This window comes from Pseudaquabacterium rugosum (assembly GCF_038066575.1).
Taxonomy (GTDB): Bacteria; Pseudomonadota; Gammaproteobacteria; order Burkholderiales; family Burkholderiaceae_C; genus Pseudaquabacterium; species Pseudaquabacterium rugosum.
Genome location: NZ_JBBUTF010000013.1, coordinates 50,308 through 76,180, shown reverse-complemented (window position 1 = coordinate 76,180; position 25,873 = coordinate 50,308). Strand labels below are relative to the sequence as shown.

Annotated in this window: 26 protein-coding genes, 1 other RNA gene and 1 pseudogene; 19 read left to right on the top strand and 9 right to left on the bottom strand. The window is 71.7% G+C overall.

Annotation, left to right across the window (positions count from 1 at the left end; genetic code table 11):
- Positions 1-36 precede the first annotated feature (36 nt).
- From AACH11_RS14810 to AACH11_RS24890, 7 genes are all read left to right on the top strand, one after another.
- Positions 37-849, top strand: coding sequence for a hypothetical protein (locus AACH11_RS14810; protein WP_341375012.1), 813 nt, complete (start codon positions 37-39; stop codon positions 847-849).
- A gap of 218 nt (positions 850-1,067) precedes the next feature.
- Positions 1,068-1,223 carry a hypothetical protein gene (locus tag AACH11_RS14805; RefSeq protein WP_341375011.1) on the top strand — a complete coding sequence of 52 codons (156 nt, stop codon included), beginning with the start codon at positions 1,068-1,070 and terminating at the stop codon, positions 1,221-1,223.
- 64 nt (positions 1,224-1,287) lie between these two features.
- Positions 1,288-1,554, top strand: a complete 267-nt coding sequence (locus tag AACH11_RS14800) for a hypothetical protein (RefSeq protein WP_341375010.1) — start codon at positions 1,288-1,290, stop codon at positions 1,552-1,554.
- Positions 1,555-1,828: 274 nt separating this feature from the next.
- A complete protein-coding gene (locus tag AACH11_RS14795) occupies positions 1,829-1,960 on the top strand; it encodes a hypothetical protein (protein WP_341375009.1) in 132 nt (43 codons plus the stop codon).
- Positions 1,957-2,172: a hypothetical protein gene (locus AACH11_RS14790; RefSeq protein ID WP_341375008.1), complete on the top strand. Its 216-nt coding sequence runs from the start codon at positions 1,957-1,959 to the stop codon at positions 2,170-2,172. Before AACH11_RS14795 ends, AACH11_RS14790 begins: the two co-directional genes overlap by 4 nt.
- Before the next feature lie 50 nt (positions 2,173-2,222).
- Positions 2,223-2,369: a hypothetical protein gene (locus AACH11_RS14785; RefSeq protein ID WP_341375007.1), complete on the top strand. Its 147-nt coding sequence runs from the start codon at positions 2,223-2,225 to the stop codon at positions 2,367-2,369.
- 162 nt (positions 2,370-2,531) lie between these two features.
- Positions 2,532-3,326 carry a major capsid protein P2 gene (locus tag AACH11_RS24890; protein WP_479725256.1) on the top strand — a complete coding sequence of 265 codons (795 nt, stop codon included), beginning with the start codon at positions 2,532-2,534 and terminating at the stop codon, positions 3,324-3,326.
- Here the strand turns inward: AACH11_RS24890 and AACH11_RS24885 are convergent.
- Together AACH11_RS24885 and AACH11_RS14770 are read right to left on the bottom strand one after the other, a co-directional pair.
- Positions 3,272-3,436: pseudogene (locus tag AACH11_RS24885) on the bottom strand (hypothetical protein); the annotation flags it as partial. The gene AACH11_RS24890 and the pseudogene AACH11_RS24885 sit on opposite strands and share 55 nt — an antisense overlap.
- 206 nt (positions 3,437-3,642) lie before the next feature.
- Positions 3,643-3,855, bottom strand: coding sequence for a hypothetical protein (locus tag AACH11_RS14770; protein ID WP_341375006.1), 213 nt, complete (start codon positions 3,853-3,855; stop codon positions 3,643-3,645).
- Between the two features lie 116 nt (positions 3,856-3,971).
- Here AACH11_RS14770 and AACH11_RS14765 point away from each other — a divergent pair, with 116 nt between their 5' ends.
- The 4 genes from AACH11_RS14765 (at position 3,972) to AACH11_RS14750 (ending at position 7,531) form a co-directional block, all read left to right on the top strand.
- Positions 3,972-4,325: a hypothetical protein gene (locus AACH11_RS14765; RefSeq protein ID WP_341375005.1), complete on the top strand. Its 354-nt coding sequence runs from the start codon at positions 3,972-3,974 to the stop codon at positions 4,323-4,325.
- 78 nt (positions 4,326-4,403) lie between these two features.
- Positions 4,404-4,784, top strand: coding sequence for an Mth938-like domain-containing protein (locus AACH11_RS14760; RefSeq protein ID WP_341375004.1), 381 nt, complete (start codon positions 4,404-4,406; stop codon positions 4,782-4,784).
- 242 nt (positions 4,785-5,026) lie between these two features.
- On the top strand, positions 5,027-5,509 hold the full coding sequence (locus AACH11_RS14755) for a peroxiredoxin (RefSeq protein ID WP_341375003.1): 483 nt from the start codon (positions 5,027-5,029) through the stop codon (positions 5,507-5,509).
- Positions 5,510-5,809: 300 nt separating this feature from the next.
- Positions 5,810-7,531: a PhoH family protein gene (locus AACH11_RS14750; RefSeq protein WP_341375002.1), complete on the top strand. Its 1,722-nt coding sequence runs from the start codon at positions 5,810-5,812 to the stop codon at positions 7,529-7,531.
- A gap of 177 nt (positions 7,532-7,708) precedes the next feature.
- On the opposite strand, the gene AACH11_RS14745 is transcribed toward AACH11_RS14750, so the two are convergent.
- The gene (locus tag AACH11_RS14745) at positions 7,709-9,637 is read right to left on the bottom strand and encodes a propionate--CoA ligase (RefSeq protein ID WP_341375001.1); all 1,929 of its coding nucleotides are present in this window, start codon (positions 9,635-9,637) and stop codon (positions 7,709-7,711) included.
- Between the two features lie 338 nt (positions 9,638-9,975).
- On the opposite strand from AACH11_RS14745, the gene AACH11_RS14740 reads away from it, so the two are divergent.
- From AACH11_RS14740 to moeA, 3 genes are all read left to right on the top strand, one after another.
- Positions 9,976-10,593 (top strand): C40 family peptidase, encoded by a 618-nt coding sequence (locus tag AACH11_RS14740; RefSeq protein ID WP_341375000.1) that lies wholly within the window; start codon positions 9,976-9,978, stop codon positions 10,591-10,593.
- 113 nt (positions 10,594-10,706) lie between these two features.
- On the top strand, positions 10,707-11,852 hold the full coding sequence (gene moaA, locus AACH11_RS14735) for a GTP 3',8-cyclase MoaA (RefSeq protein WP_341374999.1): 1,146 nt from the start codon (positions 10,707-10,709) through the stop codon (positions 11,850-11,852).
- A 43-nt stretch (positions 11,853-11,895) separates the two neighbouring features.
- The gene (gene moeA / locus AACH11_RS14730) at positions 11,896-13,218 is read left to right on the top strand and encodes a molybdopterin molybdotransferase MoeA (protein ID WP_341374998.1); all 1,323 of its coding nucleotides are present in this window, start codon (positions 11,896-11,898) and stop codon (positions 13,216-13,218) included.
- Positions 13,219-13,278: 60 nt separating this feature from the next.
- On the opposite strand, the gene rnhA is transcribed toward moeA, so the two are convergent.
- Together rnhA and AACH11_RS14720 are read right to left on the bottom strand one after the other, a co-directional pair.
- Entirely contained in the window at positions 13,279-13,719 is a 441-nt protein-coding gene (rnhA, locus tag AACH11_RS14725) for a ribonuclease HI (protein WP_341374997.1), read from the bottom strand.
- Complete coding sequence (locus tag AACH11_RS14720; protein WP_341374996.1) at positions 13,712-14,590, bottom strand: class I SAM-dependent methyltransferase; 879 nt, start codon at positions 14,588-14,590, stop codon at positions 13,712-13,714. The genes rnhA and AACH11_RS14720 overlap by 8 nt, the downstream gene beginning before the upstream one ends.
- Between AACH11_RS14720 and gloB the strand changes: the two genes are divergently transcribed.
- Together gloB and AACH11_RS14710 are read left to right on the top strand one after the other, a co-directional pair.
- Positions 14,589-15,386 (top strand): hydroxyacylglutathione hydrolase, encoded by a 798-nt coding sequence (gene gloB / locus AACH11_RS14715; RefSeq protein ID WP_341374995.1) that lies wholly within the window; start codon positions 14,589-14,591, stop codon positions 15,384-15,386. The genes AACH11_RS14720 and gloB overlap by 2 nt on opposite strands.
- Positions 15,383-17,443 (top strand): transglycosylase SLT domain-containing protein, encoded by a 2,061-nt coding sequence (locus tag AACH11_RS14710; protein ID WP_341374994.1) that lies wholly within the window; start codon positions 15,383-15,385, stop codon positions 17,441-17,443. The genes gloB and AACH11_RS14710 overlap by 4 nt, the downstream gene beginning before the upstream one ends.
- Before the next feature lie 33 nt (positions 17,444-17,476).
- On the opposite strand, the gene recR is transcribed toward AACH11_RS14710, so the two are convergent.
- The 3 genes from recR to dnaX form a co-directional block, all read right to left on the bottom strand.
- Positions 17,477-18,064, bottom strand: coding sequence for a recombination mediator RecR (gene recR / locus AACH11_RS14705; RefSeq protein ID WP_341374993.1), 588 nt, complete (start codon positions 18,062-18,064; stop codon positions 17,477-17,479).
- Positions 18,065-18,092: 28 nt separating this feature from the next.
- Entirely contained in the window at positions 18,093-18,419 is a 327-nt protein-coding gene (locus AACH11_RS14700; RefSeq protein ID WP_341374992.1) for a YbaB/EbfC family nucleoid-associated protein, read from the bottom strand.
- A gap of 148 nt (positions 18,420-18,567) precedes the next feature.
- Positions 18,568-21,129, bottom strand: coding sequence for a DNA polymerase III subunit gamma/tau (gene dnaX, locus AACH11_RS14695; RefSeq protein WP_341374991.1), 2,562 nt, complete (start codon positions 21,127-21,129; stop codon positions 18,568-18,570).
- Positions 21,130-21,232: 103 nt separating this feature from the next.
- On the opposite strand from dnaX, the gene AACH11_RS14690 reads away from it, so the two are divergent.
- From AACH11_RS14690 to ffs, 3 genes are all read left to right on the top strand, one after another.
- Entirely contained in the window at positions 21,233-22,369 is a 1,137-nt protein-coding gene (locus tag AACH11_RS14690; RefSeq protein ID WP_341374990.1) for an AIR synthase related protein, read from the top strand.
- A 331-nt stretch (positions 22,370-22,700) separates the two neighbouring features.
- Complete coding sequence (locus AACH11_RS14685) at positions 22,701-23,495, top strand: Crp/Fnr family transcriptional regulator (RefSeq protein ID WP_341374989.1); 795 nt, start codon at positions 22,701-22,703, stop codon at positions 23,493-23,495.
- A 44-nt stretch (positions 23,496-23,539) separates the two neighbouring features.
- Positions 23,540-23,637, top strand: an RNA gene (ffs, locus tag AACH11_RS14680) — signal recognition particle sRNA small type.
- Between the two features lie 126 nt (positions 23,638-23,763).
- Here ffs and AACH11_RS14675 read toward each other — a convergent pair.
- On the bottom strand, positions 23,764-25,689 hold the full coding sequence (locus AACH11_RS14675) for an HDOD domain-containing protein (protein WP_341374988.1): 1,926 nt from the start codon (positions 25,687-25,689) through the stop codon (positions 23,764-23,766).
- Positions 25,690-25,873 lie beyond the last annotated feature (184 nt).

Sequence of the window (25,873 nt, the reverse complement as noted above, 5' to 3'; positions counted from 1 at the left end):
GTCCAGCGTGTGGAACCTGGACTGCGGGATCCGCTGATGGGCCGCACTGTCCGCACCGTCGCCCTGTCGCGCCACAGCGCGCCGGACTTCGTCATGGTGGCCGGCCTGGAGCTGATGCAGCTGCGCAAGCTGGGATGGCTGGCCCGCGTCGTCTACATCGAGCTCTTGGCGATGGCTGACCACGCCACGGGCCGGATCAGCACGAGCTATGCCGTGCTGGAAGCCCTGGCGGACTTCGACCAGGCGCCCGGGGCGCACAGCGCTATCCGGCCGACTGCGCAGCGCCTGCGCACGGCCCTGGACGAGCTGGTGAGCATGCGCCTTGTGACCGTCGACCGCATCGCTAACGAGAAGCGTAAGGGGCTTTTTTTGCGAGTCGCGACCCGGGTGGGCATCAGTGCGCCCGCAGCCGAGAGCAACAGACGGAGCAACAGACCCGAGAAGCCAAAAAAACAAGCCGCGACAACGGTTTGCACTCCGACGGCCGCAGAGGAGCAACAGACGGAGCAACAGGGGGTTCAAGAGGAAATTCATCCCCCTAATCCCCCACCGTCCACAGCCCCCGGCGCTGGCCGTGCGGCGGCCCGTGCGCTGCTGGCGCGGGTCCGCGGCGCGGGGGGAATCGAGGGCCCCCAAGGGGGCCAGTCCATCGCCCCTGCGGGGCACGCCCCCCGGGGGCTGCGCCCCCCGGCCTCCGCTCAGGCGGATGCCTCACCCGCCGAAGGCATCACAAGCCCCCCAAGGGGGGAGGCGGGGCCCCTACCCCTGCCACCGGGGATGCGCCCGGCGATCACGGCGGCCGGCCTGCAGGGGTTGGCTCTTGAGTGTGGGAGCTTGGCCCCGGGCTGATCGCCTACCCGCCACTGAGGGGCGCCAGGATCGGCCAGAACGACCCACGGCGCGCGTTTTCGGCCCTGGTGGCACCTGACCCCTGACCCGGCCGAGAAAACGCGCCAGAGGCCCGGGAATCGGGCCGGCTAGCAGAACGGGCCCGGTCTGCACAGACGGGCCCGGGTCGACCCTGCAGGCACTGGCCGCGGGGCGCCTGGACGCTCAACCTGCGCGTCATGAACCTGCGTGCCCTGATCGCCCTGGCCCCCGCGTACCTGCGGGCCCCGCTGTCCGCCGTGCTGGACCGCCTGGAGTCCGCAGAACGCCGCCTGGAGTCCGCAGAACGCCGGCTGGCGGCCCTGGAGAAGGCCGCCGGCTTGCCGTCGGCCTGACCCGTCCCCCCTGTAGGCGGCTCTACAGAGGCGCCTACAGAAACCCACCCTGTAGGAGATCCCCTTGACCCTGACCGACACCCTGACCGCCCTGATGCACCAGGCCGAAGACCTGCAGCAGCGCGGCGTGATCCGTGACGAGGGCTGGCCGCACTGGCAGAGCCTGCGCACCAGCATCGAACAGGCCCGCAACCTGGCGGCCGATGAGGCCGCGAACGGCCCCGCTGCAGCGCTGCCGCCGGGTGCGGCCGAGTTCGGCCACCTGGCCGAGAAGGTCGACCGCCTGGCGGTGATGGTCGCCGACCGCCTGCCGATGCCGGCCGGGTCCTGACCATGGCGCAGCTGCTGGGCCGCCGCGCCTGCCCCTGGTGCAAGTTCGAGGGCGCACATGTCAAGCGCAATGACGCCAAGTTCGCGTTTCACCACTGCCCCGGGTGCGGCTACATGGCCCCGGCCCGCAACCGCAACCAGGAAGCCATGCTGCTGGCCGGCATGCGGCCGGAGCGGCCCGCTGCAGCGCCCGCGGACGGCCCGCAGCCCCCGGCAGCTGGACCTGGCACGAGACGGCATCACACCCCGTCGTCGGCCTGGTGGCAGCTGTCGCGATGCCCGCGGTCCTGCACCTGGACGACATCCGCAGCGAGTTCCGCGCCCGCCGCCTGGCGGCCGAGCTGGAGCAGCGCCAGGCCGCAGAGGCCACCCGCCAGCAGCGGGAACAGAGGATCGACCCGACATGACGCGACAGGCCGCCGCCGCTCACATGGGGTGCACGGCCGACGACATCGACGCGCTCAAGCAAGGCGATTTCATCGAGTACGTGAAGGCCGAGAAGCTGCGCACCTGGGGCCGGGTGTCAATCCCCGGCAGTCGGTCGCCGCGCCGATCGCCTGCAGGCCAAACCGGCAAAGCGAGCCGCACGCCTACAGGCAAGACGGCCCGCGGCCTGTAGGCCCGGCCAGCCCTTCACACCCTGCAGGCCCCCGCACAGAGTCACACCCCGTGAGCCGCTACCTGCCCACCCTCCCCGAGGTGTCCCGCGAGCTGATCACGATCCTGGCGGCCACCCTGCTGGCCAGCTACGTGATCAGCAAGGTGCCAGCGTTCAAGCGCCTGGTGCAGTCGAACACCGTCCCTTCACCTGTCTGAGGTCCACCCGTGAATGCTTACCTGAAGATTGCAGGCGTCAGCCTGGCCGCGTTCGCCGTCGCCGCGTTCATCCAACGCAAGGTCATGGCCGTCCCCGTCGTCGGCGAGTTCCTGCCGAAGTAAGGGCCCCGCCCGCCCATCCACCCAGCGCGAAACCGGCAAATGATCTACCTGAATCTCCCCCCCTTCAATCCCGTGGCCAACGGCGTGCGCTCGACCACGCAGGTGCAGCGCTGGCAGATGACCCTTGGTCGCATCGTGCTGGCCTTCCTGGGCGCGAACAGCATCACGAAGGCCAGCATCACGGAAATCGTGGTCAAGGTCGGCGCCCGTGTCGTGTTCGGCCCGATCAGCGGCACCGAGCTGGACAAGCTCAACAAGTACCGCGGGGTCTACGACCAGGCCGATCACCTGACCATCGACCTGACCGAGCGTGACGCGCTGTCCGTCGTCGCCAAGGAAATCGGCGGCATCGACCTGCCGGCGCTGGGCGACGAAGACGTGTTCGTCGAGGTCGTCAACAACGCCTCCGCCGGAACGCCGGCCCTGTACGCGCTGGGTGGCTTCACCGGCCTGCAGTACGACCCGAAGAACCCCGCCACGGATCAGCAGCTGATCCGCAAAGTGCTGGCCTACCAGATCCCGACCAGCGGCGGCACGGCCGTCACCTGGATGCCCGACTTCAAGGGCGCCATCGTCCAGCGGATCCATTTCTCGTACGCCGGCAGCGACTGGGCGGCCGGCGTGAACGGCAACGTCCAGCGCGTCGAGGTCCGCAAGAACGGCACGGCCGTGTGGGACCGCATCTCGTGCGTGGACAACCGTTTCATCCAGCTGGAGCACAAGAAGTTCACCTCGAAGTCGGACAGCTGCGCGCCAGCGTCCAGGCGCTGGCGCAGCCATGCGGGCATCAGCCCCTTGCCGGCCCACGTCTGGCCGGTGGCGCTGTCCCTGTAGCGCGGTGTCGTCCGCAGGCCGGCGCGGTGCAGGGCCGGCAGCAGGACGTGAATCACCCGGGCGTGCACCCTCGGGCACTCCCGGGACGGGTTGCGCGAGTGCTCCCACATGCGCAGGGCCCGGACGCTCACGCCGGCCAGCGCGGCGCACGCCTCCTGCGTCAGGCCGGCGCGGGCGCGGTCGGCCTGGTTCGACGATCCGACCCGCACGGCGCCGCGGTAGGGGCCGCGGGCCTTCTTGGGGGTCGGGTGCGCGTTGCCGGTTTCATCAAAGCTCAGGCCGGACAGCTCGGCCGTGCGGGTGTCGATCGCCTGTTTCACGCGACACGCTCCGCGCTCGACAGCACGAAGCTGAAGCCCGGCCAGGCCGCACGGGCAGCGGTCATGCCGCGGCCCTTGGCCTGGTCAGCGCTGGATGCAAAGCCGGTCCACTCGTGGACGATGGCCAGGCGCTGCACCCGGACGGTGACGCGCCACAGTCCGGTCCCGGACTCTTGAGCTGTCCCCTGCAGTGCTGAGAACGTCGGCACCACAATCTGCGTTGATCCTGTCACAGTAGGCCCCTCCCGCTTTACCAATGAAACATTGGTAAAGCGGACTCTACCATGTCTTCGTTGGTAAACTTGACCCACCTTGAAAGGGAATCATGCAGACCTGTAGCGACTACATAGCCGCAGCGAAAGCGGCAATGTCCGAGGGGCGGATGTCCGATCGGGAACTGGGCGAGCGGCTCGGCTACTCGCAGCAGGCGATAGCCGCAGCGAAGCACGGGAACATGTCCGACCCGCTCGCGCTGCTCCTGGCCGACGTGCTCAAGATCGACGCGGGTCAGGTGTTGATGGCTGCTCGTCTGGAGCGCGAGAAAGACCCGGCTGTGCGGGCAGCGCTGGAGGCCTGGTCGCGAAAAGTCACGGCCCTCTTGCCCGTGATAGCCGCGCCGGCTGACCTTTTGCGCGGTGGTAAGAGGGAATTGCCGACATTTGCACGGCACAATGAATAATTTTAGCCGGCTAAACGCCGCGCCCCGCACGCGCCGCCGCCACCGCGGCGCGACCGCCCGCCTTCCGGAACCCCAGCCTTGAAATTCCAGCCCGACAGCCTGCCCGGCACCAACGTGATCACGCGCCAGGGTCCTGGCGAGATCTGGGTCGGCGCCACACGCCACACCGACAGCCTGATCGTGCCCTGGCGCGGCGACACCCTGCCCTGGTCCGCGTCCGTACCCGAGGATCTGCAGGCCGCGCACTTCGACGCGGTGCTGGCGCTGCGCCCCGAGGTGGTGATCTTCGGCAGCGGACCGCGACAGCGCTTCATCGCTCCGGCGCTGCTGCGCGGGCTGATCGGTGCGGGCATCGGCGTGGAGACGATGGACACCGCCGCCGCCTGCCGGACCTACAACGTGCTGGCCAGCGAGGGCCGCTCGGTGGTGGCCGCGCTGCTGCGCGTACCGACCGCCTGAAGTGACCGTCCGAGACCACCGCGTGCCACACGCCGTGGTGCGATGCGGCAACCGTGCAAGCCCGCCCGGCGACAGCCCCGCGGCCAGGGTTTTATAATCGTCGTTTGAGCCTGCATGCAGCGCCCGCGTGTCCGGGGTGCTGCCCCCTGACACCGGCCGCTGTCCCGCGGGGCCGCCCGCGCGCCGAGCGCGCCGCGCCACCCCCGCACCATGCTCGGCCGAGCTTACCCGATGGCCCGCTCATGACGCCTGTCCTCAACAAGTCCCTGCCCGATTTTGAAGCATCCGCCACCAGCGGTGTGAAGTTCACGCCGCAGGCCTTCGCCGGCAAGGCTGTGGTGCTGTACTTCTATCCCAAGGATCACACCCCGGGCTGCACGACGGAAGCCATGCAGTTCCGCGACAAGCACCCGGAATTCCTGGCCGCCGGCGCCGTGGTCTTCGGCGTGTCGCGCGACAACATGGTCTCGCACGACAAGTTCAAGCAGAACCTGGAGCTGCCCTACGAGCTGATCGCCGACACGGAGGAGAAGCTCTGCCACATGTTCGGCGTGGTCAAGAACAAGATCATGTACGGCAAGAAGGTCAAGGGCATCGAGCGCAGCACCTTCCTGATCGACGGCAATGGCGTGCTGCGGGCCGAATGGCGCGGCATCAAGGTCGCCGGCCATGTCGACGAGGTCCTCGAAGCGGTGCAGTCGCTCGACAGCCTGAAGGCGGCCTGAACCCGGCCCGCCGACCGGGCCTCGGCGCCCGGTCAGCCTGACCCTCGATGATCACCCGGCACCCCTCGTGCCGGGGCCACGACCCCGCACCACGCGCGGACATGCACGGGTCATCCGGCTGTGCATAATGGTCCACATGCTGTCGCGCCCAGGCACCCCGCAACCGGATCCCTCCGGATCGGCCTGTCTGACGCCTCCGCCCCGCCGAAGCCGCCCGCCAACCCGGGCGGCTTTTTGTTTGGCGCACGCGTCCGGTGCTGCGGCCGGACCGGGCGCCTGATCCAGCCGGACCGACCGCTCATGCCCCTGCCCAAGCCGCCCGCCACCAAGGCCGCCCTGCTGACGACCGCCGATTTCGAGGCCCAGGCCGCACCGAGCAGCCGCAAGAAGGCCGCCAAACCGCGTGCCCAGGCCCAGGCGGCCAGCGATGCCCTGGAGCTGCGCGACCCGCAGGCCGACGCCATGCCCGCGATCACGCCCCCGGCCCCGGCGGCGCGTCCGACCAGCGGCCTGCCGACCAAGGCCCCGGCGCGCGAGATGCCGCCCTTGCCCAAGGTCGAGGTCGAGGCACAGGGCACGCGCACGGCGGCCGCCCCGCGCAGCCGCAAGCCGCGCCACAGCGGCCCGGCCAAGCTCTTCGTGCTCGACACCAACGTGCTGATGCACGACCCGATGAGCCTGTTCCGCTTCGAGGAACACGACGTCTTCCTGCCGATGATCACGCTGGAAGAGCTCGACGGCCACAAGAAGGGCATGAGCGAGGTCGCCCGCAATGCGCGTCAGGTCAGCCGGGAGCTGGATGCGCTGGCCGCCTTCGACAAGTCGGCCGGCGGCACCGATCCCAAGGACGGCATCCCGCTGGCCAAGACCGGCCACAAGGATGCCGCCGGCAAGCTGTTCTTCCAGACCACGCTGATCGACATCAAGCTGCCCGAGGGCCTGCCCCAGGGCAAGGCCGACAACCAGATCCTGGGCGTGGTGCAGGCCCTGCGCGTGCAGCAGCCGGAGCGCGAGGTCGTGCTGGTGTCCAAGGACATCAACATGCGCATCAAGGCCCGCGCACTGGGCCTGGCGGCGGAGGACTACCTCAACGACAAGACGCTCGAGGACTCGGACCTGCTCTACACGGGTCTGCTGCCGCTGCCGGCCGATTTCTGGGAGCGCCATGGCAAGACCATGGAGAGCTGGCAGCAGGGAGGCCACACCTACTACCGCATCAGCGGCCCGCTGGTCCCGGCGCTGATGATCAACCAGTTCGTCTACCTGGAGCAGCCGGGCGCGGCCGCGCTCTACGCCCGCGTCACCGAGATCACCGGCAAGACCGCGGTGCTGCGCACGCTCAAGGACTACACGCACGCCAAGAACGCCGCCTGGGGCGTGACCGCGCGCAACCGCGAACAGAACTTCGCGCTCAATCTGCTGCTGGATCCGGACATCGACTTCGTCAGCCTGACCGGCACCGCCGGGACCGGCAAGACGCTCATGACGCTGGCCGCGGGCCTGGCCCAGGTGCTCGATGACCGCCGCTACACCGAGATCATCGTCACCCGGGTGACGGTGCCCGTCGGCGACGACATCGGCTTCCTGCCCGGCACCGAGGAGGAGAAGATGGGCCCCTGGATGGGCGCGCTCGACGACAACCTCGAGGTGCTGGCCAAGGGTGATGGCTCGGCCGGCGAGTGGGGCCGCGCCGCCACGCAGGATCTGGTGCGCTCGAAGATCAAGATCAAGAGCCTGAACTTCATGCGCGGGCGCACCTTCCTCAACAAGTTCGTCATCATCGACGAGGCGCAGAACCTGACGCCCAAGCAGATGAAGACGCTGGTCACGCGTGCGGGCCCGGGCACCAAGATCATCTGCATGGGCAACCTGGCGCAGATCGACACGCCCTACCTGACCGAGGGCTCGTCGGGCCTGACCTACCTGGTCGACCGCTTCAAGGGCTGGCCGCACTCAGGCCATGTCACGCTGGCGCGCGGCGAGCGCTCACGGCTGGCGGACTACGCCTCCGAGGTGCTCTGACGCAGGGCCTGCGCCCGCCCGGCCGATGCCGGGGCGGGCGCAGTCACCTCGAAAAGCAAGAAGGCCGGGCATCTGCCCGGCCTTCGTCGTTGTCGAGCCCCGCCGACGGAGGCGGAGGAGTCCCCGAGCAGACGCCGCGGCGTTCTGGCGCGCCGCTGACGATGACCGCGGGAGGGCTCAGCCCGCCTGCACCAGATCCTTGACCTGCTGCAGCGCGCCCGGATCCTCCATCGTCGTCAGATCCCCCGGATCACGCCCCTCGCAGACCGCCTGGATCGCGCGCCGCAGCAGCTTGCCCGAGCGCGTCTTGGGCAGCACGTGGACGAAGCGCACGCGCGCCGGCCGCGCCACCGCGCCCAGCTGCCCATCGACGACCTTCAGGATCTCGGCTTCCAGGGCGCGTGCCGCCTCGTCGCCGGCCGCGCGCGACGGATCCTTCAGCACCGCGAAGGCCACCGCCACCTGGCCCTTGAGCGCATCGGCCACGCCGACCACCGCCACCTCGGCGACGGCCGCGTGGCTGGAGATGCTCTCCTCGATCTCGCGGGTGCCCAGGCGGTGGCCGGCGACGTTGATCACGTCGTCGGTGCGCCCGAGGATGTAGAAGTAGCCATCGGCATCCTTCACGCCCCAGTCGAAGGTCGAGTACATGGTGCGGCCATGGATGCTCGACCAGTAGGTCTTCACGTAGCGCTCGTCATCGCGCCACACCGTCTGCAGGCAGCCCGGCGGCAGCGGGCCCTCGACCGCGATCACGCCCTTGCGGCCGGGTTCGGTGATCTCCTCGGCCGTGGTCTCGTCGATCAGGCGCACGTCGAAGCCGTAGACGGCCTTGCCGGGTGAGCCGAACTTGGTCGGCGCCGGCTCCACGCCGTTGCACACGGCCAGGATCGGCCAGCCGGTCTCGGTCTGCCAGTAGTTGTCGATCACCGGCTTGCCGATGGCCTGCGCCATCCAGGTGGCGGTGGGCTCGTCCAGCGGCTCGCCGGCCAGGAACAGCGAGCGCAGGCTGGACAGGTCGTACCTGGTCAGGAAGGCCGGATCCTGCTTCTTGAGCACGCGCGCGGCCGTGGGCGCGCTGAACATCACCGTCACCTTGTACTTCTCGACCAGCTGCCACCAGATGCCGGCATCCGGCCGCGTCGGCAGCCCTTCGTACAGGACGGTCGCGGTGCCGTTGATCAGCGGGCCGTAGATGATGTAGCTGTGGCCGACGACCCAGCCGATGTCACTGGTCGAGAAGAAGGTCTCGCCCGGGCGGGCCTGATAGATGTGGCGCATGGAGGCCGCCAGTGCCACGCAGTAGCCGCCCGTGTCACGCTGCACGCCCTTGGGCTTGCCGGTGGTGCCGCTGGTGTAGAGCGTGTAGCTCGGCGCACTGCTCTCCAGCCAGGTCACCGGCACGCGGACCTCACGGAACTGCTCGCGCAAGGCCGCGTAGTCCTGGTCGCGGCCGGCCACGCGCTCGAAGGGCACCAGCCCCCGGTCGACCATCAGCACCGCGGCCGGCTTGTGCCGCGCCAGCGCGATCGCGTCGTCGAGCAAGGGCTTGTAGGGCACGACCTTGCCGCCCCGGCTGCCGGCGTCGGCGCTGACGATGACGGTGGGCTCGGCATCGTCGATGCGGCTGGCCAGACTGTGGCTGGCGAAGCCGCCGAAGACCACCGAATGCAAGGCGCCGATGCGCGCGCAGGCCAGCATCGCGAAGGCCGCCTCGGGAATCATCGGCATGTAGACCAGCACCCGGTCACCCTGGCGCACCCCCTGGCTGACCAGGATGGCGGCCATGCGCTCGACCTCGGCCTGCAGCTGGGCGAAGCTGTAGACGATCTCGCGGTCGACCTCGGTCGAGACCCAGATCAGGGCCGCCCGGTCCGGATGCGCCAGCGCATGGCGATCGACGGCGTTGTGGCAGAGGTTGGTGCGCCCGCCGACGAACCAGCGTGCGAACGGCGCCCGGCTGTCGTCACAGACCTGGTCGAACGGCTGCTCCCAGTCGATCAACGCGGCCTGCTCACGCCAGAAGCCGTCGCGGTCCTCGATCGAGCGGCGGTAGAAGTCGGCATACGTCTGACCGCCGGTGGCGGTCGGTGCGGGTTGGCTCATCGCTTGTCTCCTGGGCTGACCGGGGCTCGCCGGACCCGACGTGGGGCGCAGGCCTGACGGACGGGCATGCGTCCCCACAGCCTGGCGGCGACTGGAGCGTGATTGCAGGCCCAGGCTCTGACAGCACACTGACGCTGGCTGGACGCAGCCTGACCCCCCCACGTTCCAGGGATGGTCGAAATCGGCAATCCAAAGAGCCGATCAAGGCGATCCTTGATGCCACACCGACGATCGTCAAGAATTCCCCACAAAAAAGCCTGCTATCCTCGCGGCCGATGTCGAAGTCCGCCCCTCCCATCGCCGGTCTCGCGCACCCTGTCACGCCGCGAGCTTCTTCGTTGCGCCGACTGGGTGCCGCCGCGCTGCTGCTGGCCGCCTTCGCCGTCCAGGCGGCGCCCGAGGCCACCGAGCCGGCGCCCGTCGCCCCGGCCCTGCCCGGCACCCCGGTGATGTCCCTGCTGAACGAGAGCGGCCTGTTGCGCCCGCTCGGTGCGTCGGTGGCGGCCATCCAATCCCTGCGTGACTCGGTGCGCGACACGGCCTCCGATCTCGTCATGCAGGCGATGAACTTTCTCGGCGTGCCCTACCGCTTCGGCGGCAACACCGAGGAGTCGGGCTTCGACTGCAGCGGTTTCACCCGCCACATCTTCGAGAACAGCGTCGGGCTGGTGCTGCCGCGCCGGGCCGAGGAGCAGGCCCGCTCGGCCGGCCTGCTCGACATCAACCGCACCGAGCTCAAGCCGGGCGACCTGGTGTTCTTCAACACGATGAAGCGCGCCTTCTCGCACGTCGGCATCTACGTCGGCGACGGCAAGTTCATCCACGCGCCGCGCACCGGCGCGGCCGTGCGCATCGAGGACATGCGCCAGTCCTACTGGGCCAGCCGCTTCGACGGCGCCCGCCGGGCGGACCTGAGCGCCGCCGCCACGCCGCGGCCGGCCACCGCCACGCGCTGAGGCGCTCCGGCCGGCGCCCTGCGCCTGCGTTCCAGGCCGGCACACCCGGGCCGGCCGGCACCGGCCGATGCCAGGACGGCGGCCACAGGCACAACGGGCACAATCGACCCACCATGGGCGAGACCATCATTCCACTGGCCGATCTGCGACACCGGGCCGCCGTGCCGGTGATCCCGGACGTGTTGCGGCCAGCCACCGGACGGCTGGATGACGCACGCGGCCGGCCGCTGCGCGACCTGCGCATCTCGGTGACCGACCGCTGCAACTTCCGCTGCAGCTACTGCATGCCCAAGGCGGTGTTCGACCGCGACTACGTGTTCCTGCCGCAGTCCTCGCTGCTGAGCTTCGAGGAGATCACGCGGCTGGCCCGGCTGTTCGTCGCCCATGGCGTGCGCAAGATCCGGCTGACCGGCGGCGAGCCGCTGCTGCGCCGCCACCTGCACGAACTGGTGGCGATGCTGGCCGCGCTGCGCACGCCCGAGGGCGAGCCGCTGGACCTGACGCTGACGACCAACGGCTCGCTGCTGGTGCGCGAGGCCCGCCGCCTGGCCGCCGCCGGCCTCACGCGCCTGACGGTCAGCCTCGACGGCCTGGACGACGCGGTGTTCCGCCGCATGAACGACGTCGACTTCCCGGTGGCCGACGTGCTGGCCGGCATCGATGCGGCACTCGACGCGGGCTTCGCCTCGGTCAAGGTCAACATGGTGGTCAAGCGCGGCACCAACGAGCACGAGATCGTGCCGATGGCGCGCCACTTCCGCGAACGCCACGGCGGCCGCGCGGTGCTGCGCTTCATCGAGTACATGGACGTCGGCGCGAGCAACGGCTGGCGCATGGACGAGGTGCTGCCCTCGGCCGAGGTGCAGGCGCGCCTGCAGGCCCACTGGCCGCTGCAGCCGCTGGAGGCCACGGCACCCGGCGAGACCGCCCAGCGCTGGCGTTATGCCGATGGCCAGGGCGAGATCGGCCTGATCTCCAGCGTCACCCAGGCCTTCTGCGGCGACTGCAACCGCGCGCGGCTGTCGACCGAAGGCAAGCTCTACACCTGCCTGTTCGCCTCGTCCGGCCATGACCTGCGCGCGCTGCTGCGTGGCGAGGCCGGTGACGCCGCCAGCGATGCCACGCTGACCAGCGTCATCGACGCGCTGTGGAGCCGCCGCGACGACCGCTATTCCGAGCTGCGCGCCAGCCTGCCGCCGGCCGCCGATGCGGGCGGCGGCGCACGGCGACGCATCGAGATGAGCTACATCGGCGGTTGAGCGGGCCTCGCCTGCGCACCGCCCCGCACGACACCCGACCCCGATGAGCGACCTGCCCGCCTCCCCCCGCCTGTCCGAGATCGCCGCCCGCATCGCCGGCTACGACCCCGAGGCGCTCGCGGTGGCCCAGGCCCGCGCCTTCATCGCCGAGCTGGTGCCGCGGGTGCGCACCATCGAGCGGGTGGCGCTGCGCCAGGCGCTGGGCCGCGTGCTCGCACGCGACATCGTCTCGCCGATCGACGTGCCGGCCCACGACAACTCGGCGATGGACGGCTACGCGCTGCACGGCCACGCACTGCGCACCGAAGGCGAGACCGTGCTGGAGGTCTGCGGCACCGTGCTGGCCGGCGGCCGCCTCGACACCCCCGTGGGCCCCGGCCAGGCGGTGCGCATCATGACCGGTGCGCCGATGCCCGCCGGGCTCGACACCGTGGTGCCGCAGGAGCTCACCCGCCTGGACGCGCAGGGCCGGCTGTGCATCCCGGCCGGCCTGCTGCGCACCGGCGACAACCGCCGCCTGCGCGGCGAGGACCTGCGCCGCGGCGAGCCGGCCCTGCAGGCCGGCCACATCCTGGGCCCGGCGGACCTCGGCCTGCTGGCCTCGCTGGCCTGCGCCGAGGTGCCGGTGCGCCGCCGCCTGCGCGTGGCCTTCTTCTCGACCGGCGACGAACTGCGCTCGATCGGCGAGCCGCTCGACGACGGCTGCGTCTACGACAGCAACCGCTACACGCTGCACGGCATGCTGACGCGCCTGGGCGTCGATCTGATCGACATGGGCGTGGTGCGGGACGATCCGCAGGCCCTGCGCGCGGCCTTCACGACGGCCGCGCGGGATGCCGATGCGGTGATCACCTCCGGCGGCGTCAGCGTCGGCGAGGCCGATCACACCAAGGCGGTGATGCGCGAGCTCGGCGAGGTGCTGTTCTGGAAGATCGCGATGCGACCGGGCCGGCCGATGGCCATCGGCCGCATCGGCGGCAACCCGGAAGCCTCCAGCGACGGCCACGCGCCCGGCGCCATCCTGTTCGGCCTGCCCGGCAATCCGGTGGCGGTGATGGTCACCTTCTACGCCTTCGTGCGCGAGGCGCTGCTGGCGATGTCGGGCGCCCGTGCAGCGCCGCTGCCGGCGCTGCACGCGGTCTGCGACACGCCGCTGCGCAAGAAGCCGGGCCGCACCGAGTTCCAGCGCGGCATCCTGAGCCCCGGCACCGACGGCCGCTGGCATGTGCGCATCACCGGCGCCCAGGGCTCGGGCATCCTGCGCAGCATGAGCGAGGCCAACGGCCTGGTCGTGCTCGGCCATGAGCAGGGCTCGGTGGCGGCCGGCGAGATCGTCGAGGTCTGGCCGTTCCACGGCCTGGTCTGACCGGGCCCGGGACCGACCCCGGTTCCGGCGGAGGGCGCCCGGCACGGCGCCCGTGCAGGCTCAGCGCCGCAGCGTCTCGACGCCGCGGTTGGCCAGCGCGTCCGCGCGCTCGTTGCCCGGGTCGCCGTTGTGGCCGCGCACCCAGTGCCATTGCACCTCGTGCGCCTGCACCAGCGCTTCCAGCCGCTGCCAGAGCTCGACGTTCTTCACCGGCTTGCCGTCGGCGGTGCGCCAGCCGCGCTTCTTCCAGCCGTGGATCCAGCTGGTGATGCCGTCCTTGACATAGCTGCTGTCGGTGTAGACGGCCACCGGCGTGCGGCGCTTGAGCAGGGCCAGCGCCTCGATGACGGCCGTCAGCTCCATGCGGTTGTTGGTGGTCGACGGATCGCCGCCCCACAGCTCCTTCTCGTGCGCGCCCCAGCGCAGCCAGGCACCCCAGCCACCCGGCCCCGGATTGCCCTTGCACGCGCCATCGGTGTAGATCACCACCTGTTCACTCAATCGTCTGTCCTCCAGCGAAAGCGGCCGGCGCTGCCTTGTCGAGCGCCTGCGGCGCGCGCATTGTCGCCTCCTCGGCCGGTGCGGCGCGCTGCGTCAGCACGGCCCGCGCCGAGGCCGCGCGCTGGCGCCGCGCCAGCCCGACCAGACGCATGCCGCGCACCCGCTTGACCGCCTGCAGCAGATAGACGCCGCCCAGCCGCGGGCAGGTCAGCGCACCGGCGCGCTCCATCCAGGCGCAGCGCTGCAGCCAGCGCTCGCTGTGCCAGGGCGGCGACCAGAGGCCGAACTGGCTGCGCTCGATCTCCAGCCCGAGCAGACGCAGCCAGTCACGCGCCCGGCCGTAGCCGATGAACTCGCCCGCACCGGGCAGCAGCGGCGTGCCGCCCAGACCGATGCGGCCGGCCTGCCGGCCCAGCCCATGGCGCAGCCCCCACAGCGACAGCGGATTGAAGCCGGCCAGCAGCACGCGGCCTTCGGGCCGCAGCACGCGCTCGACCTCGCGCAGCGTGTCGTGCGGATCGGGCGCCAGCTCCAGCGTGTGCGGCAGCACGACCAGATCGAGGGTGCCGGAGGCGAAGGGCAGCGCATCGAAATGGGCCCGCAGCACCGCCTCGCGCGGGGCCGCCAGCGCCGGCGCGCTCATCGTCGGCTCAGGAGGCACCGGCGCCACGCCGTCGAGCGCCAGCCAGCGGTGCGGCATGCGGTTGGCCCGCAGCGCCTGCAGCTCGGGCAAGCCGATCTGCAGCGCATGGAAGCCGAACAGGTCCACCACCGTGCGGTCCATGCACTGCTGCTCCCAGGCCAGCAGGCGCCGGCCCGGCGGGCTGAGCCACCAGGGCCCCAACTCTATAATTGCTGATTCGCGCGTCATGAACCTCGCCGCACTGCCCGCTTTCGACGACAACTGCATCTGGATGCTCGATGACGGCCGTGCTGCCGTGGTCGTCGATCCAGGCGATGCGCTGCCCGTGCTCGACGCCCTGCGGCAACGCGGCCTCTGGCTCGCCGGCATTCTAGTGACGCACCACCACCGCGATCATGTCGGCGGCCTCGACGCGCTGCGCCCCCATCTGCGCGGCCCCCTCTACATGCCGGCCCGCGAGCCACTGAACGAGCCGTGCGCGGCCGTCAGCCAGGGCGATGTCCTGCCCTTGCCCCTGCCGGGCCTGGCCCGGCCCCACGGCCTGCGCGTGCTGGACGTGCCCGGCCACACCGCCGGCCATGTCGCCTATGTCGTCGGGCACGCGGACGGTGCGGATCCGGCGCCGCTGCTGTTCTGTGGCGACACGCTCTTTTCGGCCGGTTGCGGCCGGCTGTTCGAGGGAACTCCACAGCAGATGCACGACTCCCTGCAGAGCCTCGCGGCCCTGCCGGACGCCACCAAGGTGTGCTGCGCCCATGAGTACACGGTCTCGAACCTGCGCTTTGCCTGCGCGGTCGAACCGGACAACCCGGACATCGCCGCCGCGCTGGATGACGCGCAGCGGCGGCGCGAGCAGGGGCAGCTGACGCTGCCGTCCACGATCGGGCGCGAGCGCGCGATCAACCCGTTCCTGCGCTGCGGACAGCCGGCGGTCATCGCCGCGGCCCGCGCCCAGGGTGCCACCGACGACAGTGCGCCCGCCGTTCTGGCCGCGCTGCGGACATGGAAGAACCGGTTCCGATGAGCCAGCCGCCCCACCCCTGCTCCCTGGAGGCCGGCAGGCCATCCACCACCACCACCGGCCACCGCGATGGCTGGCGCCTGCGCGCGCTGGTGCTCGCCCTCAGCGCCGGCCTGGGTGCCTGCGCCCCGCTGGCCGAGTTGACGCCTGCGCCTGAACGCAGCGCCGCCTACCTGACCCCCAGCCGAGCCGCGCCCCCGCCCGCCCCCGCCACCGCACCGGCCGTCGACGCCGAAGGCCGGACGGCCGTGGCCCCCGCACCCGTGGCCCGTGCACGCGGTGCCGCCGGACAGGGCGAGCGCCTGGCACCGCCCTGGGACAGCCCGGACGCAGGCCGCCTCAGCGGCGGCGTGGCCGCATCGGCCCAACCCGCCACCCGCACGGCCGAGCCCGCGATGGCCGGCGCGCCGCTGGCCCTCGACGCGCTGCAGCCCGACGCCGCGCTCGACCTCGACAGCGCCGCCGCCGAGAGCGACCTCTGGGCCCGCGTGCGCCAGCGCTTCGCCATCGCCGACCAGGACGATGCGCTGGTGCGCAAGTGGGAGCAGTGGTACGCCGGCCGCCCCGACTACGTCTCCCGCATGACCGAGCGCGGTGGCCGCTACCTGTACCACGTGATGGGCGAGGTCGAGCGGCGCGGCATGCCGGCCGAGCTGGCCCTGCTGCCCTTCATCGAAAGCGCGTTCAACCCGCGCGCGATGTCGACCGCCAAGGCGTCGGGCATGTGGCAGTTCGTGCCCGCCACCGGCCGCGACTTCGACCTGCGCCAGAACCTGTTCCGCGACGACCGGCGTGACGTGCTGGCCTCGACCCGCGCCGCCCTCGACTACCTCGGCCGCCTGCACCAGATGTTCGGCGACTGGCGGCTGGCACTGGCCGCGTACAACTGGGGCCAGGGCAATGTGCAACGCGCGATCAAGCGCAACCAGGAGGCCGGCCTGCCGACCGACTACCTGAGCCTGCGCATGCCCGAGGAAACGCGCAACTACTACCCCAAGCTGCAGGCGGTCAAGAACATCGTCTCACGGCCGCAGGACTTCGGGCTGGAGCTGGCCGCGCTGCGCAATCACCCGTACTTCGTCTCGGTGGCCATCGAGCGGGACATCGACATCGAGCTGGCCGCGCGCTTCGCCCAGCTGCCGCTCGACGAGTTCCAGCACCTGAACCCGCAGATGAACAAGCCGGTCATCCTGGCCGCCGGCACGCCGCAGGTGCTGCTGCCCTATGACAACGCGAATGCCTTCGTCAAGGCGATGTCGGCGCACCGTGGTGCCCTGGCCACCTGGACGGCCTGGGTCGCGCCGAAGACGATGAAGACGGCCGACGCCGCGCACGAGGTCGGCATGAGCGAGGAGCGGCTGCGCGAGGTCAACGCGATCCCGCCGCGCATGCTGGTCAAGTCGGGCTCGGTGCTGCTGGTGCCGCGCGACCCGCGCCGCGGTCGCGACGTGACCGAGGAGGTCGCCGACAACGCCGCGCTGGCCCTGGCACCCGACATTCCGCCGGTCAAGCGGGTGCGTTTCGTGGCCGGCCGCAAGGGCGACACGGTGCAGGCGGTGGCCAAGCGCTACCGGCTCAACGCCGAGCAGGTCGCGCGCTGGAACAACACGCGGATCAACGGCCGCTTCGCCCGCGGCACGACCGTCACCGTGCTGGTGCCGGCCAATGCGCCACTGCCGGTCGCCACGGCCCGCCGCGACGACGACGCCGACGACCGACGCACGTCCGCCCGCGACAAGGCCCGGGACAGCCGCAGCGCGGCACTGGCCGCACGGGAAGCACGCGACGCGCGTGAGGACCGGCGCGGCGCGAACGCCAAGGGCACGCGCCGCGTGGCCGACGCCGCGGGCCGCAGCGGCGGGCGCGAGGCCAGCGAACCGCGGCGCAAGATCGCCGCCGGCAAGGGCAGCGCCCGCGAAACGGCCCGGGCGGCACGCCCCCGGGCCACCGAGGTCGCCTCGCGGCGGGATGCCACCAAGGCCAAGACCCCGACCAACACGGCGCAGCGCCGCGCCGAGGCCCAGGACAAGCCACAGCGCACGCGGGTGGCGCACAACTGAGCGCGGAGCGCCAGGGAGGGGCCGACCGGCCCTTCAGCGCCGGTCGTGCAGCGCGTGCGCCAGCGTCGACAGATCGACGTACTCGAGCTCGCTGCCCGCCGGCACGCCGCGCGCCAGGCGGGTGACCGTCAGCCCCCGCGCCTTCAGCAGCCGGCCCAGCACATGGGCCGTGGCCTCGCCCTCGGCCGAGAAGCTGGTGGCCAGGATCACCTCCTGGACCACGCCGTCACCCGCCCGCGCCAGCAGCGGCTGCAGGCCGATGTCGTCCACGCCGACGCCGTCGAGCGGGCTCAGCCGGCCCATCAGCACGAAGTACAGGCCGCGGTAGCTGGCGCTGCGCTCCATCGCCGCACAGTCGGCCGGCGATTCGACCACCAGCAGCTGGCGCGCATCGCGCTGCGGATCCAGGCACAGGTCGCAGACCTCGGCCTCGGTGAAGGTGTGGCAGCGGCTGCAGTGCTGCACGCCGAGCACGGCCGACTGCAGCGCCGCGGCCAGCTGCTCGGCGCCGGTGCGGTCGTGCTGCAGCAGGTGATAGGCCATGCGCTGGGCGGATTTCTGCCCGACGCCCGGCAGCCGCCGCAGCGCCTCGATCAGGCCCTCGAGCCGGCGTTCGGTCATCGGCCGCTCCGGCGCTGCGGATGCGGGCTCAGAACGGGAACTTCAGGCCCGGGATGTTGGGCATGCCGGCGGACAGGCGGCCCATCTTCTCCTGCGTCGTCGTCTCGACGCGGCGCACGGCATCGTTCATCGCGGCCGCAACCAGGTCTTCCAGCATGTCCTTGTCGTCGGCCAGCAGGCTGGGGTCGATGGTCACGCGGCGCACGTCGTGCTTGCAGGTCATCAGCACCTTGACCAGGCCGGCGCCGGACTCGCCGGTGACCTCGATGGTGGCCAATTCCTCCTGGGCCTTCTTCAGGTTGTCCTGCATCGCCTGGGCCTGTTTCATCAGGCCGGCCAGTTGGTTCTTCAGCATCGTGGGTTCCTCGTGTCAGGCCGGCCCGGAGCGGGTGGCGGCCGTGGGGTGGTGGACTGGAAATCGGGGCGCCGCGCGGCCCCATCGCGGCGACGGCCGGACCGGGGGCCGGGGCACGGGCCGCCGGCCGCACGCCGCATCAGCGGTGTCAAACGGCGCTGGCCGGACCGGGCGCCTCGGGCTGGATGGAGCCGGGCACGACCCGTGCGCCGCGGAAGGTCTGGCGCAACACGCGCACGACCTCGTCGGCCTGCACGCAGGCCTCGGCCGCACGCTGGGCCGCCGCGCGGGCGGCCGCGTCGCGCCGGGCGATCGAATCCTGCGCCACGCCGGCCAGCAGTTCGAGCTCGACCGGCTCGCCGCAGGCCTCGCCGAGCACCGTGCAGAGCTTGTCGCGCAGGGCGGCGCTGCTGCGCAGCGATTCACGCTCGACGCGCAGGGTCCAGATCTGGCCCGGCGCACCGTCATCGCGGGCCCACACGGCCGTCAGTTCAGCCTGGACCGCCAGTTCGCGCGCCAGGGCGACCAGGCTGCCGGTGGCCAGCACCGGGCGCAGCAACGCGCTCCAGCGCTCGCCGAGCGGCGTCGGCTCCCAGGCCGGTTGTGCCGCCGCGACGCCGCGGACACCCCCGACGGACGGAGCGCCTTCGGCCAACTCGTCGCCAGTGGACGCATCACGCTCGACGGCGGACGCCCGCGGGGCACCGGCGTCGTCCGGTACCGGACGGGCCGCAGCAGGCGCAGCAGAACGGGCCGGCTCGTCATGGCGTCGCTCGGTGCGCAGCGGCGCACGCGGCGCGGCTGCGGGCACGGCATCGCTGCGGGCGCCTGCCGGTGCGCGGCGCACGCCTGCGGCACGCGAGGACGCCGGCCGGGCATCGGTGTCGTCCTCCAGCGCCGCGTCCTGGCCGTCGTAGGCGGCTGCCGGCAGCTCGTCGTCCAGCCAGGGCGGCAGGCCGTCGTCCTCCACCCGCGCCGGCTTCACGGCAGCGACCGGCACCGGCCGGGGCGCCGGCGCCCCGGGCGTGTCAACGGAACGCCGGCCCGGCACCGGAGCCGGCGACGGCACACCGGCAGGACGCGTGGCCGTCAGCGGCACCCGCGGCCCGCGGTAGCCGGGCACGGCCGTGCCGCGCGTGTCGACCGTGGCCGTCGATGCCGAGGGATGGCCATGGCCGTGGCCGGCGTCGGGCGCGGGCGGCTCGGCGTCGGGCCGGTGGCCCGGCGCACGGGCCTCGGCCGGTACCGCTTCGCCGACGGCGGGCGAAGGCGAGCGTGCCGCCATCGCGGCGCGCGACGGGTCGGCCTGCGGTGCGCTGCGGGACGGCGGATGGGCCGGATCGGCCTGCGGATCCGGGCCCTCGGCAGCCAGCGGCGAGGGCTCACGGGCGGACAGCGCGCGGGCGTGGACCGGATCGGCCGGAGGCGTCGGACGGCTCGGCGGCTGTCCGGCCTCGGGCGCTGCGCCTGCCCGCATCGATGGCGCGAGGGACGGCAACGGCACGACCGGCGGCACAGGCACCTCGGCACGGGCCAGCGCCGGCGAGGCCACCAGCGGGGCCGCACGCGCCGGCACCGGGGCGGCAGGCGGCGCCGTGGCCTCGCCGGAGCGCTGCGACGGGAAGGCCAGCATGCGCAGCAGCACCATCGTCAGGGCCGCGTGGTCATCGCTGACCAGACTCAACTCGGCGCGCCCGTGGATCACGATGCTGTAGAGCAGCTGCGTCTCGTCGGGCGGCAGCTCGGCGGCCAGCTGGCGGGCCGAGGCGGTGTCCGGATCCTGCGCATCCAGCGCATCCGGCACGGCCTGCTCGACGGCCATCTGCTGCAGCAGCCGCGCCATTTCCTCCAGCGTGCCGGCGGCCGACAGGCCGGCCGAGCGCAAGGCGTCGACGGTGGCCAGCAGTGCCGGCCCGTCACGCCGCGCCAGCGCCTGCACCAGCGTGGCCGCATGGCTGCGGTCGACGGTGCCCAGCATCGTGCGCACGCCGGCTTCCTCGAGCCGGCCAGCACCGTAGGCGATGGCCTGGTCGGTCAGCGACAAGGCGTCGCGCATCGACCCGCGCGCCGCCCGCGCGAGCAGACGCAGCGCGCCGGCATCGGTCGGGATCGCCTCGGCCTCGAGCACGCGCTGCAGGTGCTCGTGCACGGTCTGCGGCGCCATCGGCTTCAGGTTGAACTGCAGGCAGCGGCTGAGCACCGTGGGCAGCACCTTCTCCGGATCGGTGGTCGCCAGCACGAACTTCAGGTAGGCCGGCGGCTCCTCCAGCGTCTTCAGCAGCGCGTTGAAGGCGTCCTTCGACAGCTGGTGCGCCTCGTCGATCATGAAGACCTTGTAGCGGCCGACGCTGGGCTTGTAGGCGGCACGCTCGATCAGGTCGCGGATCTCGTCCTTGCCGCCATTGCTGGCGGCATCCATCTCGATGTAGTCGATGTAGCGGTCGGCGTCGATCTCGGTGCAGGCCTGGCAGACGCCGCAGGGCTGCGCGGTCACACCGCCGCTGCCGTCCGGTCCGGTGCAGTTCAGGCTCTTGGCGAGGATGCGGCTGACGGTGGTCTTGCCGATGCCACGGGTGCCGGTGAACAGGTAGGCATGGTGCAGGCGGCCGCTGCCGAGCGCGTTGCCGAGGGCCTGCACCACGTGCTCCTGTCCCACCATCTGCTCGAAGCTGCGGGGCCGGTACTTGCGGGCCAGGACGAGATCGCTCATGGCGCCGCATTCTACGGGGCCGCCCCGGGGCGCCCGGGGCCGCCGGCCGGCCGGCCACGCCCGCGGCGACAGCCCCTGCGCCGCGCTCGCCGATAATCGCGCCATGAGCTCTTCTTCCGCACCGACGTCCGGCACGCTGACCTATGACCAGGCCGGGGTCAACTACGACCTGATCGACCCGTTGAAGGTCAGTGCCCAGCGCGCCGCGGCGGCCACCGCCTCGCACCTGGCCAGCCACGGCTTCACCGAGGTCGCCGCCTCGCGTGGCGAATCGGCCTACGTGGTCGACGTGGGTCCGTTCTACATCGCCTCGATCGTCGAGTGCCTGGGCTCGAAGGCCCTGGTCGCCGACGAGATGGCCACGCTGACCGGCCGCAGCTGGTACGACGGCATCGCCCAGGACACGATCGCGATGGCGGTCAACGACCTGATCACCGTCGGCGCCACGCCGCTGGTGGTGCAGGCCTACTGGGCCGCCGGTGGCTCGGACTGGTTCGGCGACGCCCAGCGTGCCCAGTCCCTGGTGGCCGGCTGGAAGAAGGCCTGCGAGGTCTGCAACGTGGCCTGGGGCGGCGGCGAGACGCCGGCGCTGGCCGGCATCGTCGAGGGTGGCCGCATCGATCTGGCCGCCTCCTGCACCGGCCTGATCAATCCGAAGGAGCGGCTGTCGGTCGGCGATCGGCTGCAGGCCGGGGATGCCATCGTGCTGCTGGATTCCAGCGGCATCCATGCCAACGGCCTGAGCCTGGCGCGCAAGCTGGTCGAACGCCTGCCCGAGGGCTGGCTGACCGAGATCGATCCGGTCAACCATCCCGGCCTGACCTACGGTGCGGCCCTGCTGGCGCCCACCGTGCTGTACTCGCCGGTGACCGAAGCCCTGTGGCAGGCCGGCATCGTGCCGCACTACTGCGCCAACATCACCGGCCACGGCTGGCGCAAGCTGCTGCGCCATCCTGCGACGTTGACCTACCGCATCCACACCGTGCCGCCGGTCACCCCCGTGCTGGCCTTCATCCAGCAGCACGCCCAGCAGGACGACCGCGAGGCCTACTCGACGCTGAACATGGGCGCCGGCTTCGCCCTGTTCATGGCCCCCGAGGACGCACAACGCACGGTCGAGATCGCGCAGGGCCTGGGCATCGGCGCACGCATCGCCGGCCAGGTCGAGGCCGGCCCGAAGCAGCTGCTGATCGAGCCGCTGGGCATCCGCTTCGGCGACGACGACCTGCAGTTGCGCTGAGCGTTCGCGCGGGCCGGCCCCCAAGGCCCGGCTCGCATGACCGGTTGGTGACGGGCGCCCCCCAAGCCTGAAGGTCTGTAACAATTCATGAGCGGCAGAGTCATGACCTAGCATGACTGCCGTCGATCGAGGGAGCGACGCCGTCCGGGATGTCCCGGTTGACCGCCTGACTTCTCGGAGCTGCAGGCTGGTCAGTCGGTACATCCGATGCGCCTGCTGCCGATACGCCACTCAGGTGGATCGTTATGTGGACGACCAACGGCGCGCCCCGCGCCGCCCGCCACGGCCACTGCCTCGGTCGATGCCGACGTACCTGAAGGGTGCCATTAGCATGACCTGGCTCCAGAACCTCTCCGCAGCCTCCCTGGCCGACGCGCCGCCGCATCCGATGCCCGTCCCGCTGCCGATCGGCGAGATCGGCAGCGCCCCGGCCGTCGGTCTGCCGCCGACCACGCGCCGCCGCCGCGGCATCGCACCCAACATCGTGATGCTGCGCGGACTGCCGCTGCTCAAGCCGCTGTCGGACGCCTTGTGCTCGCGGCTGGCCGCTCAATCCGAGATCCAGCATTTCGCCCGCGGCGAGCGGGTGGTGCTGCAGGGCCAGCGCGACGATGCGCTCTACATCTTCCTGTCCGGCCGAGCCTATGCGACCCGCACCGGCCCGACCGGACGCGACGTGCTCTACGACGTGCTCGAGTACGGCTCGCACATCGGCGAACTCGGCCTGATCGACGGGGAGGCGCACGCCGCCACCGTACGCTGCATCACGCCTTGCAAGGTGCTGATCGTGCCGGGCGCCGAGTTCCTCACCTGCATGGCGCAGTCACCGGAACTGACGCAGCTGCTGACCCACAGCCTGGTCCAGCGCCTGCGCCACGCGAACCACCGCATCGCCTCGCTGGCGCTGCAGGACGTCAAGGCGCGCGTGCTGAGCCACCTGCACGCGATCAGCTCGCCGGCGGACGGCTGCCGCATCCTGAACAAGCCGCTGAACCGCACCGAGCTGGCCTACACCGTCGGCGCCTCGCGCGAGATGGTCAGCCGCATCGTCAAGGTGCTGCAGCGCCAGGGCACGCTGCGCGAGGACGCGGACGGCACGACACGGCTGTTCGACACGGCGGACTGACACGCGGCGCGGAATGTCCGCGCGCATGCACTACACTACGCCGTGACGGGCCCCCTCGCATGGAAGCGCGGCCAACCGGGTCAGGTCGGGAACGAAGCAGCCCCAACCGTTGTGACCAGTGCCGAGGTTCAGGCTCGTCACCCTCAGCCGACCTTGGTGCCGGCTGACCAGACGGCCCGTCAGCATCCACCACCGTGATGCATCCGTGACCCGCCAGCGGGTCGCAAGACACGCACCGCCGCCCCGGCAGCGCCCACCCCTCATCGCATCAACGTCCGGGCGGATCGCCGTCGACCGGACGCTGCCGCCGCGCCAGTGCGGCGGCCAGGCCACCGCCCGACTCCTTCACACCGGCAGGCGGCTGCAGCCCGTCAGATGTCGGTGGTGCGTTGCGCCCCTCCGCGGCATCCGCTGGAACGGCTGAATCCGTCAGCGACGGCGGGATCGAGTCCACCACGCCAGCGGCCTCTGGCGCCAGATCGCGCCGGGGCGAGAGTTCGCCCAATGCCCGCAGGAGGGACGGCTCATCCACCCCCAGCAGACGCCCGTAGCGCTGCTCGACGCGACGCACACCCTGCACCTGCAGCGCCCAGGGCTGCCCCTCGTGGACCACCAGCTCCAGCGCGCAGCTGGCGGTCGCGCGCAGCAGATCGACGTCACGGTCGCGCCGCGGCGGCAGGGCGTCGGACGGCAGCGGGCGCGCCATCCACAGCGCCGCGACATCGAAGCCCCAGGCCCGCAGCAGCGCCAGGCCGACCTGATCGATCTCGAAACCCAGCACCGCCAGCGCGGCCGCCCGCTCGCCCAACGGCGCTCGGGCCGGCTCACCGTCCTCCCCGCCGCCGGGCTGCATCAAGCGCCGGACCTGCTGCATCGGCGACGGCAGATGGTGCAGCAGCACCAGCAGGCCGAGCGATTGCAGCAGCACCAGCACCGTCACCAACTCGGCGTCGTAGCCCGCAGGCCTCAGGGCCCGCGCGAGCACGCCGGCCTGACGCACCCGATGAAGCGCGGCCTGCAAGGTCTGGGCGGCATCGGCATCGAGCTGGCCGGGCCAGGCACGCAGCCCCCGCGTCGCCCGCCGCACGCCATCGGTACCGATCAGGGCCACCGCCCGACGCAGGGTGAGAATGGTGCCGCTGCCCTCCCCCAGACTGCCACGCATGCCGGCCTGGTTGGCCTGCCGCAGGAGCTCCAGCGTCAGGGATTCGTCCTCGATCAGCTGCTCGGCCAGTTGCTCGATCCGGGCCGTCGGCGCCAGCAGATCGAGCCGCTCCAGCAGACGCGTCTGCTGCGGCCGGGAAGGCAGCAGTCCTCCCTGCCGCACCCGGTCGAGCAGCAGCGGCAGCAGATCCGGCCCGCCATGGCCCCGCAGCCAAGCCCCCAGCGCCTGCTCGAAAGTGCGCGCATTGCCGTAGCGCTGGCGGAGCTGACGAGCGGTGGCACGGTCGACCAAGGTACGCAGCGGCTCATCGAGCCGCAGATCCTCGCGCCATGGCAGCCGCACCGACTCCTGTCCGCGCGGAGGCAGGCGGGCGGCAGCGGCGCCGATGTCGGGCTCGGCGAGGGCCGGCCGGCCGCACAGCGCCCAGTGCAGACACAGCCCCAGGGAGAGCAGATCGTGATCGACCGCGCGTTGGCGCTCGTCGGAGCCACGCTCGAGCTCGGCCTGGGCCTGCGCCTGGAACGACAGCCCCAGCCCGAGCAGCGACCAGCGTTCCTGCGCATCCCGCACCAGCGACCAGGGCTGGAGGTCACCGTGGACCAACGCCCCGTCGTGGGCCACGCCCAGCCCCTGCAGGACCTGCGGCAGTCCACGCAAGGTCTCTCGCGGCGGCAGCCCGGACGGACTGATCATCTCGGACAGCGTCACGCTCTCGCCGCGGACATAACACAGCCAGGGCAGCAGACCCTCGGCCCCGAGGGCCCGCACATCGGCCAGCCCCGGATGGGCGGTGCGGGCCGCGCGGCCCGCGATCTCTCGCCACTGCTGCAGCGCCGCGGGCGTGGGCAAGGGCCGGGCGGCCACCAACAGCCACAACTCCTGGTCCTGCCCATCCTCCATCGCCAGCCACAGCACACTCTGCGCACTGCGGCCCACCACCCGCAGCAACTGGAAGTGGCCGAACCGGGCAAGGGCACCCGGCGATGCGGGCGCGGCACCCGACGTGGAAGACGAAGGAGGGACGCTCATGAGGGTGATGCGGCTTGCGCGGGGCCGTGCGCCGCAGGCATGACAGGCCCGCGGACCTGCACACGGTCACGCTCCCCCACGATTGGAACGGCCGCACGGCAGCCCCGAACCGTCGATCACGACCGGGCTGCCGGACCAATTCAGGCCCACGCCCCGGCCGCCATCGGGGTTGCAGGGCTTGTGC

Bases quoted from the DNA above. Each gene is read 5' to 3' on its own strand.
- AACH11_RS14790 (WP_341375008.1), top strand. From the start codon at position 1,957: ATGACGCGACAGGCCGCCGCCGCTCACATGGGGTGCACGGCCGACGAC.
- AACH11_RS14710 (WP_341374994.1), top strand. From the start codon at position 15,383: ATGAGCCAGCCGCCCCACCCCTGCTCCCTGGAGGCCGGCAGGCCATCC.
- AACH11_RS14685 (WP_341374989.1), top strand. From the start codon at position 22,701: ATGACCTGGCTCCAGAACCTCTCCGCAGCCTCCCTGGCCGACGCGCCG.
- dnaX (WP_341374991.1), bottom strand. From the start codon at position 21,129: ATGAGCGATCTCGTCCTGGCCCGCAAGTACCGGCCCCGCAGCTTCGAG.
- AACH11_RS14795 (WP_341375009.1), top strand. From the start codon at position 1,829: ATGCCCGCGGTCCTGCACCTGGACGACATCCGCAGCGAGTTCCGCGCC.
- AACH11_RS14675 (WP_341374988.1), bottom strand. From the start codon at position 25,689: ATGAGCGTCCCTCCTTCGTCTTCCACGTCGGGTGCCGCGCCCGCATCG.
- AACH11_RS14810 (WP_341375012.1), top strand. From the start codon at position 37: ATGGGCCGCACTGTCCGCACCGTCGCCCTGTCGCGCCACAGCGCGCCG.
- AACH11_RS14720 (WP_341374996.1), bottom strand. From the start codon at position 14,590: ATGACGCGCGAATCAGCAATTATAGAGTTGGGGCCCTGGTGGCTCAGC.
- AACH11_RS14750 (WP_341375002.1), top strand. From the start codon at position 5,810: ATGCCCCTGCCCAAGCCGCCCGCCACCAAGGCCGCCCTGCTGACGACC.
- moaA (WP_341374999.1), top strand. From the start codon at position 10,707: ATGGGCGAGACCATCATTCCACTGGCCGATCTGCGACACCGGGCCGCC.
- recR (WP_341374993.1), bottom strand. From the start codon at position 18,064: ATGACCGAACGCCGGCTCGAGGGCCTGATCGAGGCGCTGCGGCGGCTG.
- AACH11_RS14755 (WP_341375003.1), top strand. From the start codon at position 5,027: ATGACGCCTGTCCTCAACAAGTCCCTGCCCGATTTTGAAGCATCCGCC.
- AACH11_RS14690 (WP_341374990.1), top strand. From the start codon at position 21,233: ATGAGCTCTTCTTCCGCACCGACGTCCGGCACGCTGACCTATGACCAG.
- AACH11_RS14805 (WP_341375011.1), top strand. From the start codon at position 1,068: ATGAACCTGCGTGCCCTGATCGCCCTGGCCCCCGCGTACCTGCGGGCC.
- AACH11_RS14765 (WP_341375005.1), top strand. From the start codon at position 3,972: ATGCAGACCTGTAGCGACTACATAGCCGCAGCGAAAGCGGCAATGTCC.
- moeA (WP_341374998.1), top strand. From the start codon at position 11,896: ATGAGCGACCTGCCCGCCTCCCCCCGCCTGTCCGAGATCGCCGCCCGC.
- AACH11_RS14700 (WP_341374992.1), bottom strand. From the start codon at position 18,419: ATGCTGAAGAACCAACTGGCCGGCCTGATGAAACAGGCCCAGGCGATG.
- AACH11_RS24890 (WP_479725256.1), top strand. From the start codon at position 2,532: ATGATCTACCTGAATCTCCCCCCCTTCAATCCCGTGGCCAACGGCGTG.
- AACH11_RS14745 (WP_341375001.1), bottom strand. From the start codon at position 9,637: ATGAGCCAACCCGCACCGACCGCCACCGGCGGTCAGACGTATGCCGAC.
- gloB (WP_341374995.1), top strand. From the start codon at position 14,589: ATGAACCTCGCCGCACTGCCCGCTTTCGACGACAACTGCATCTGGATG.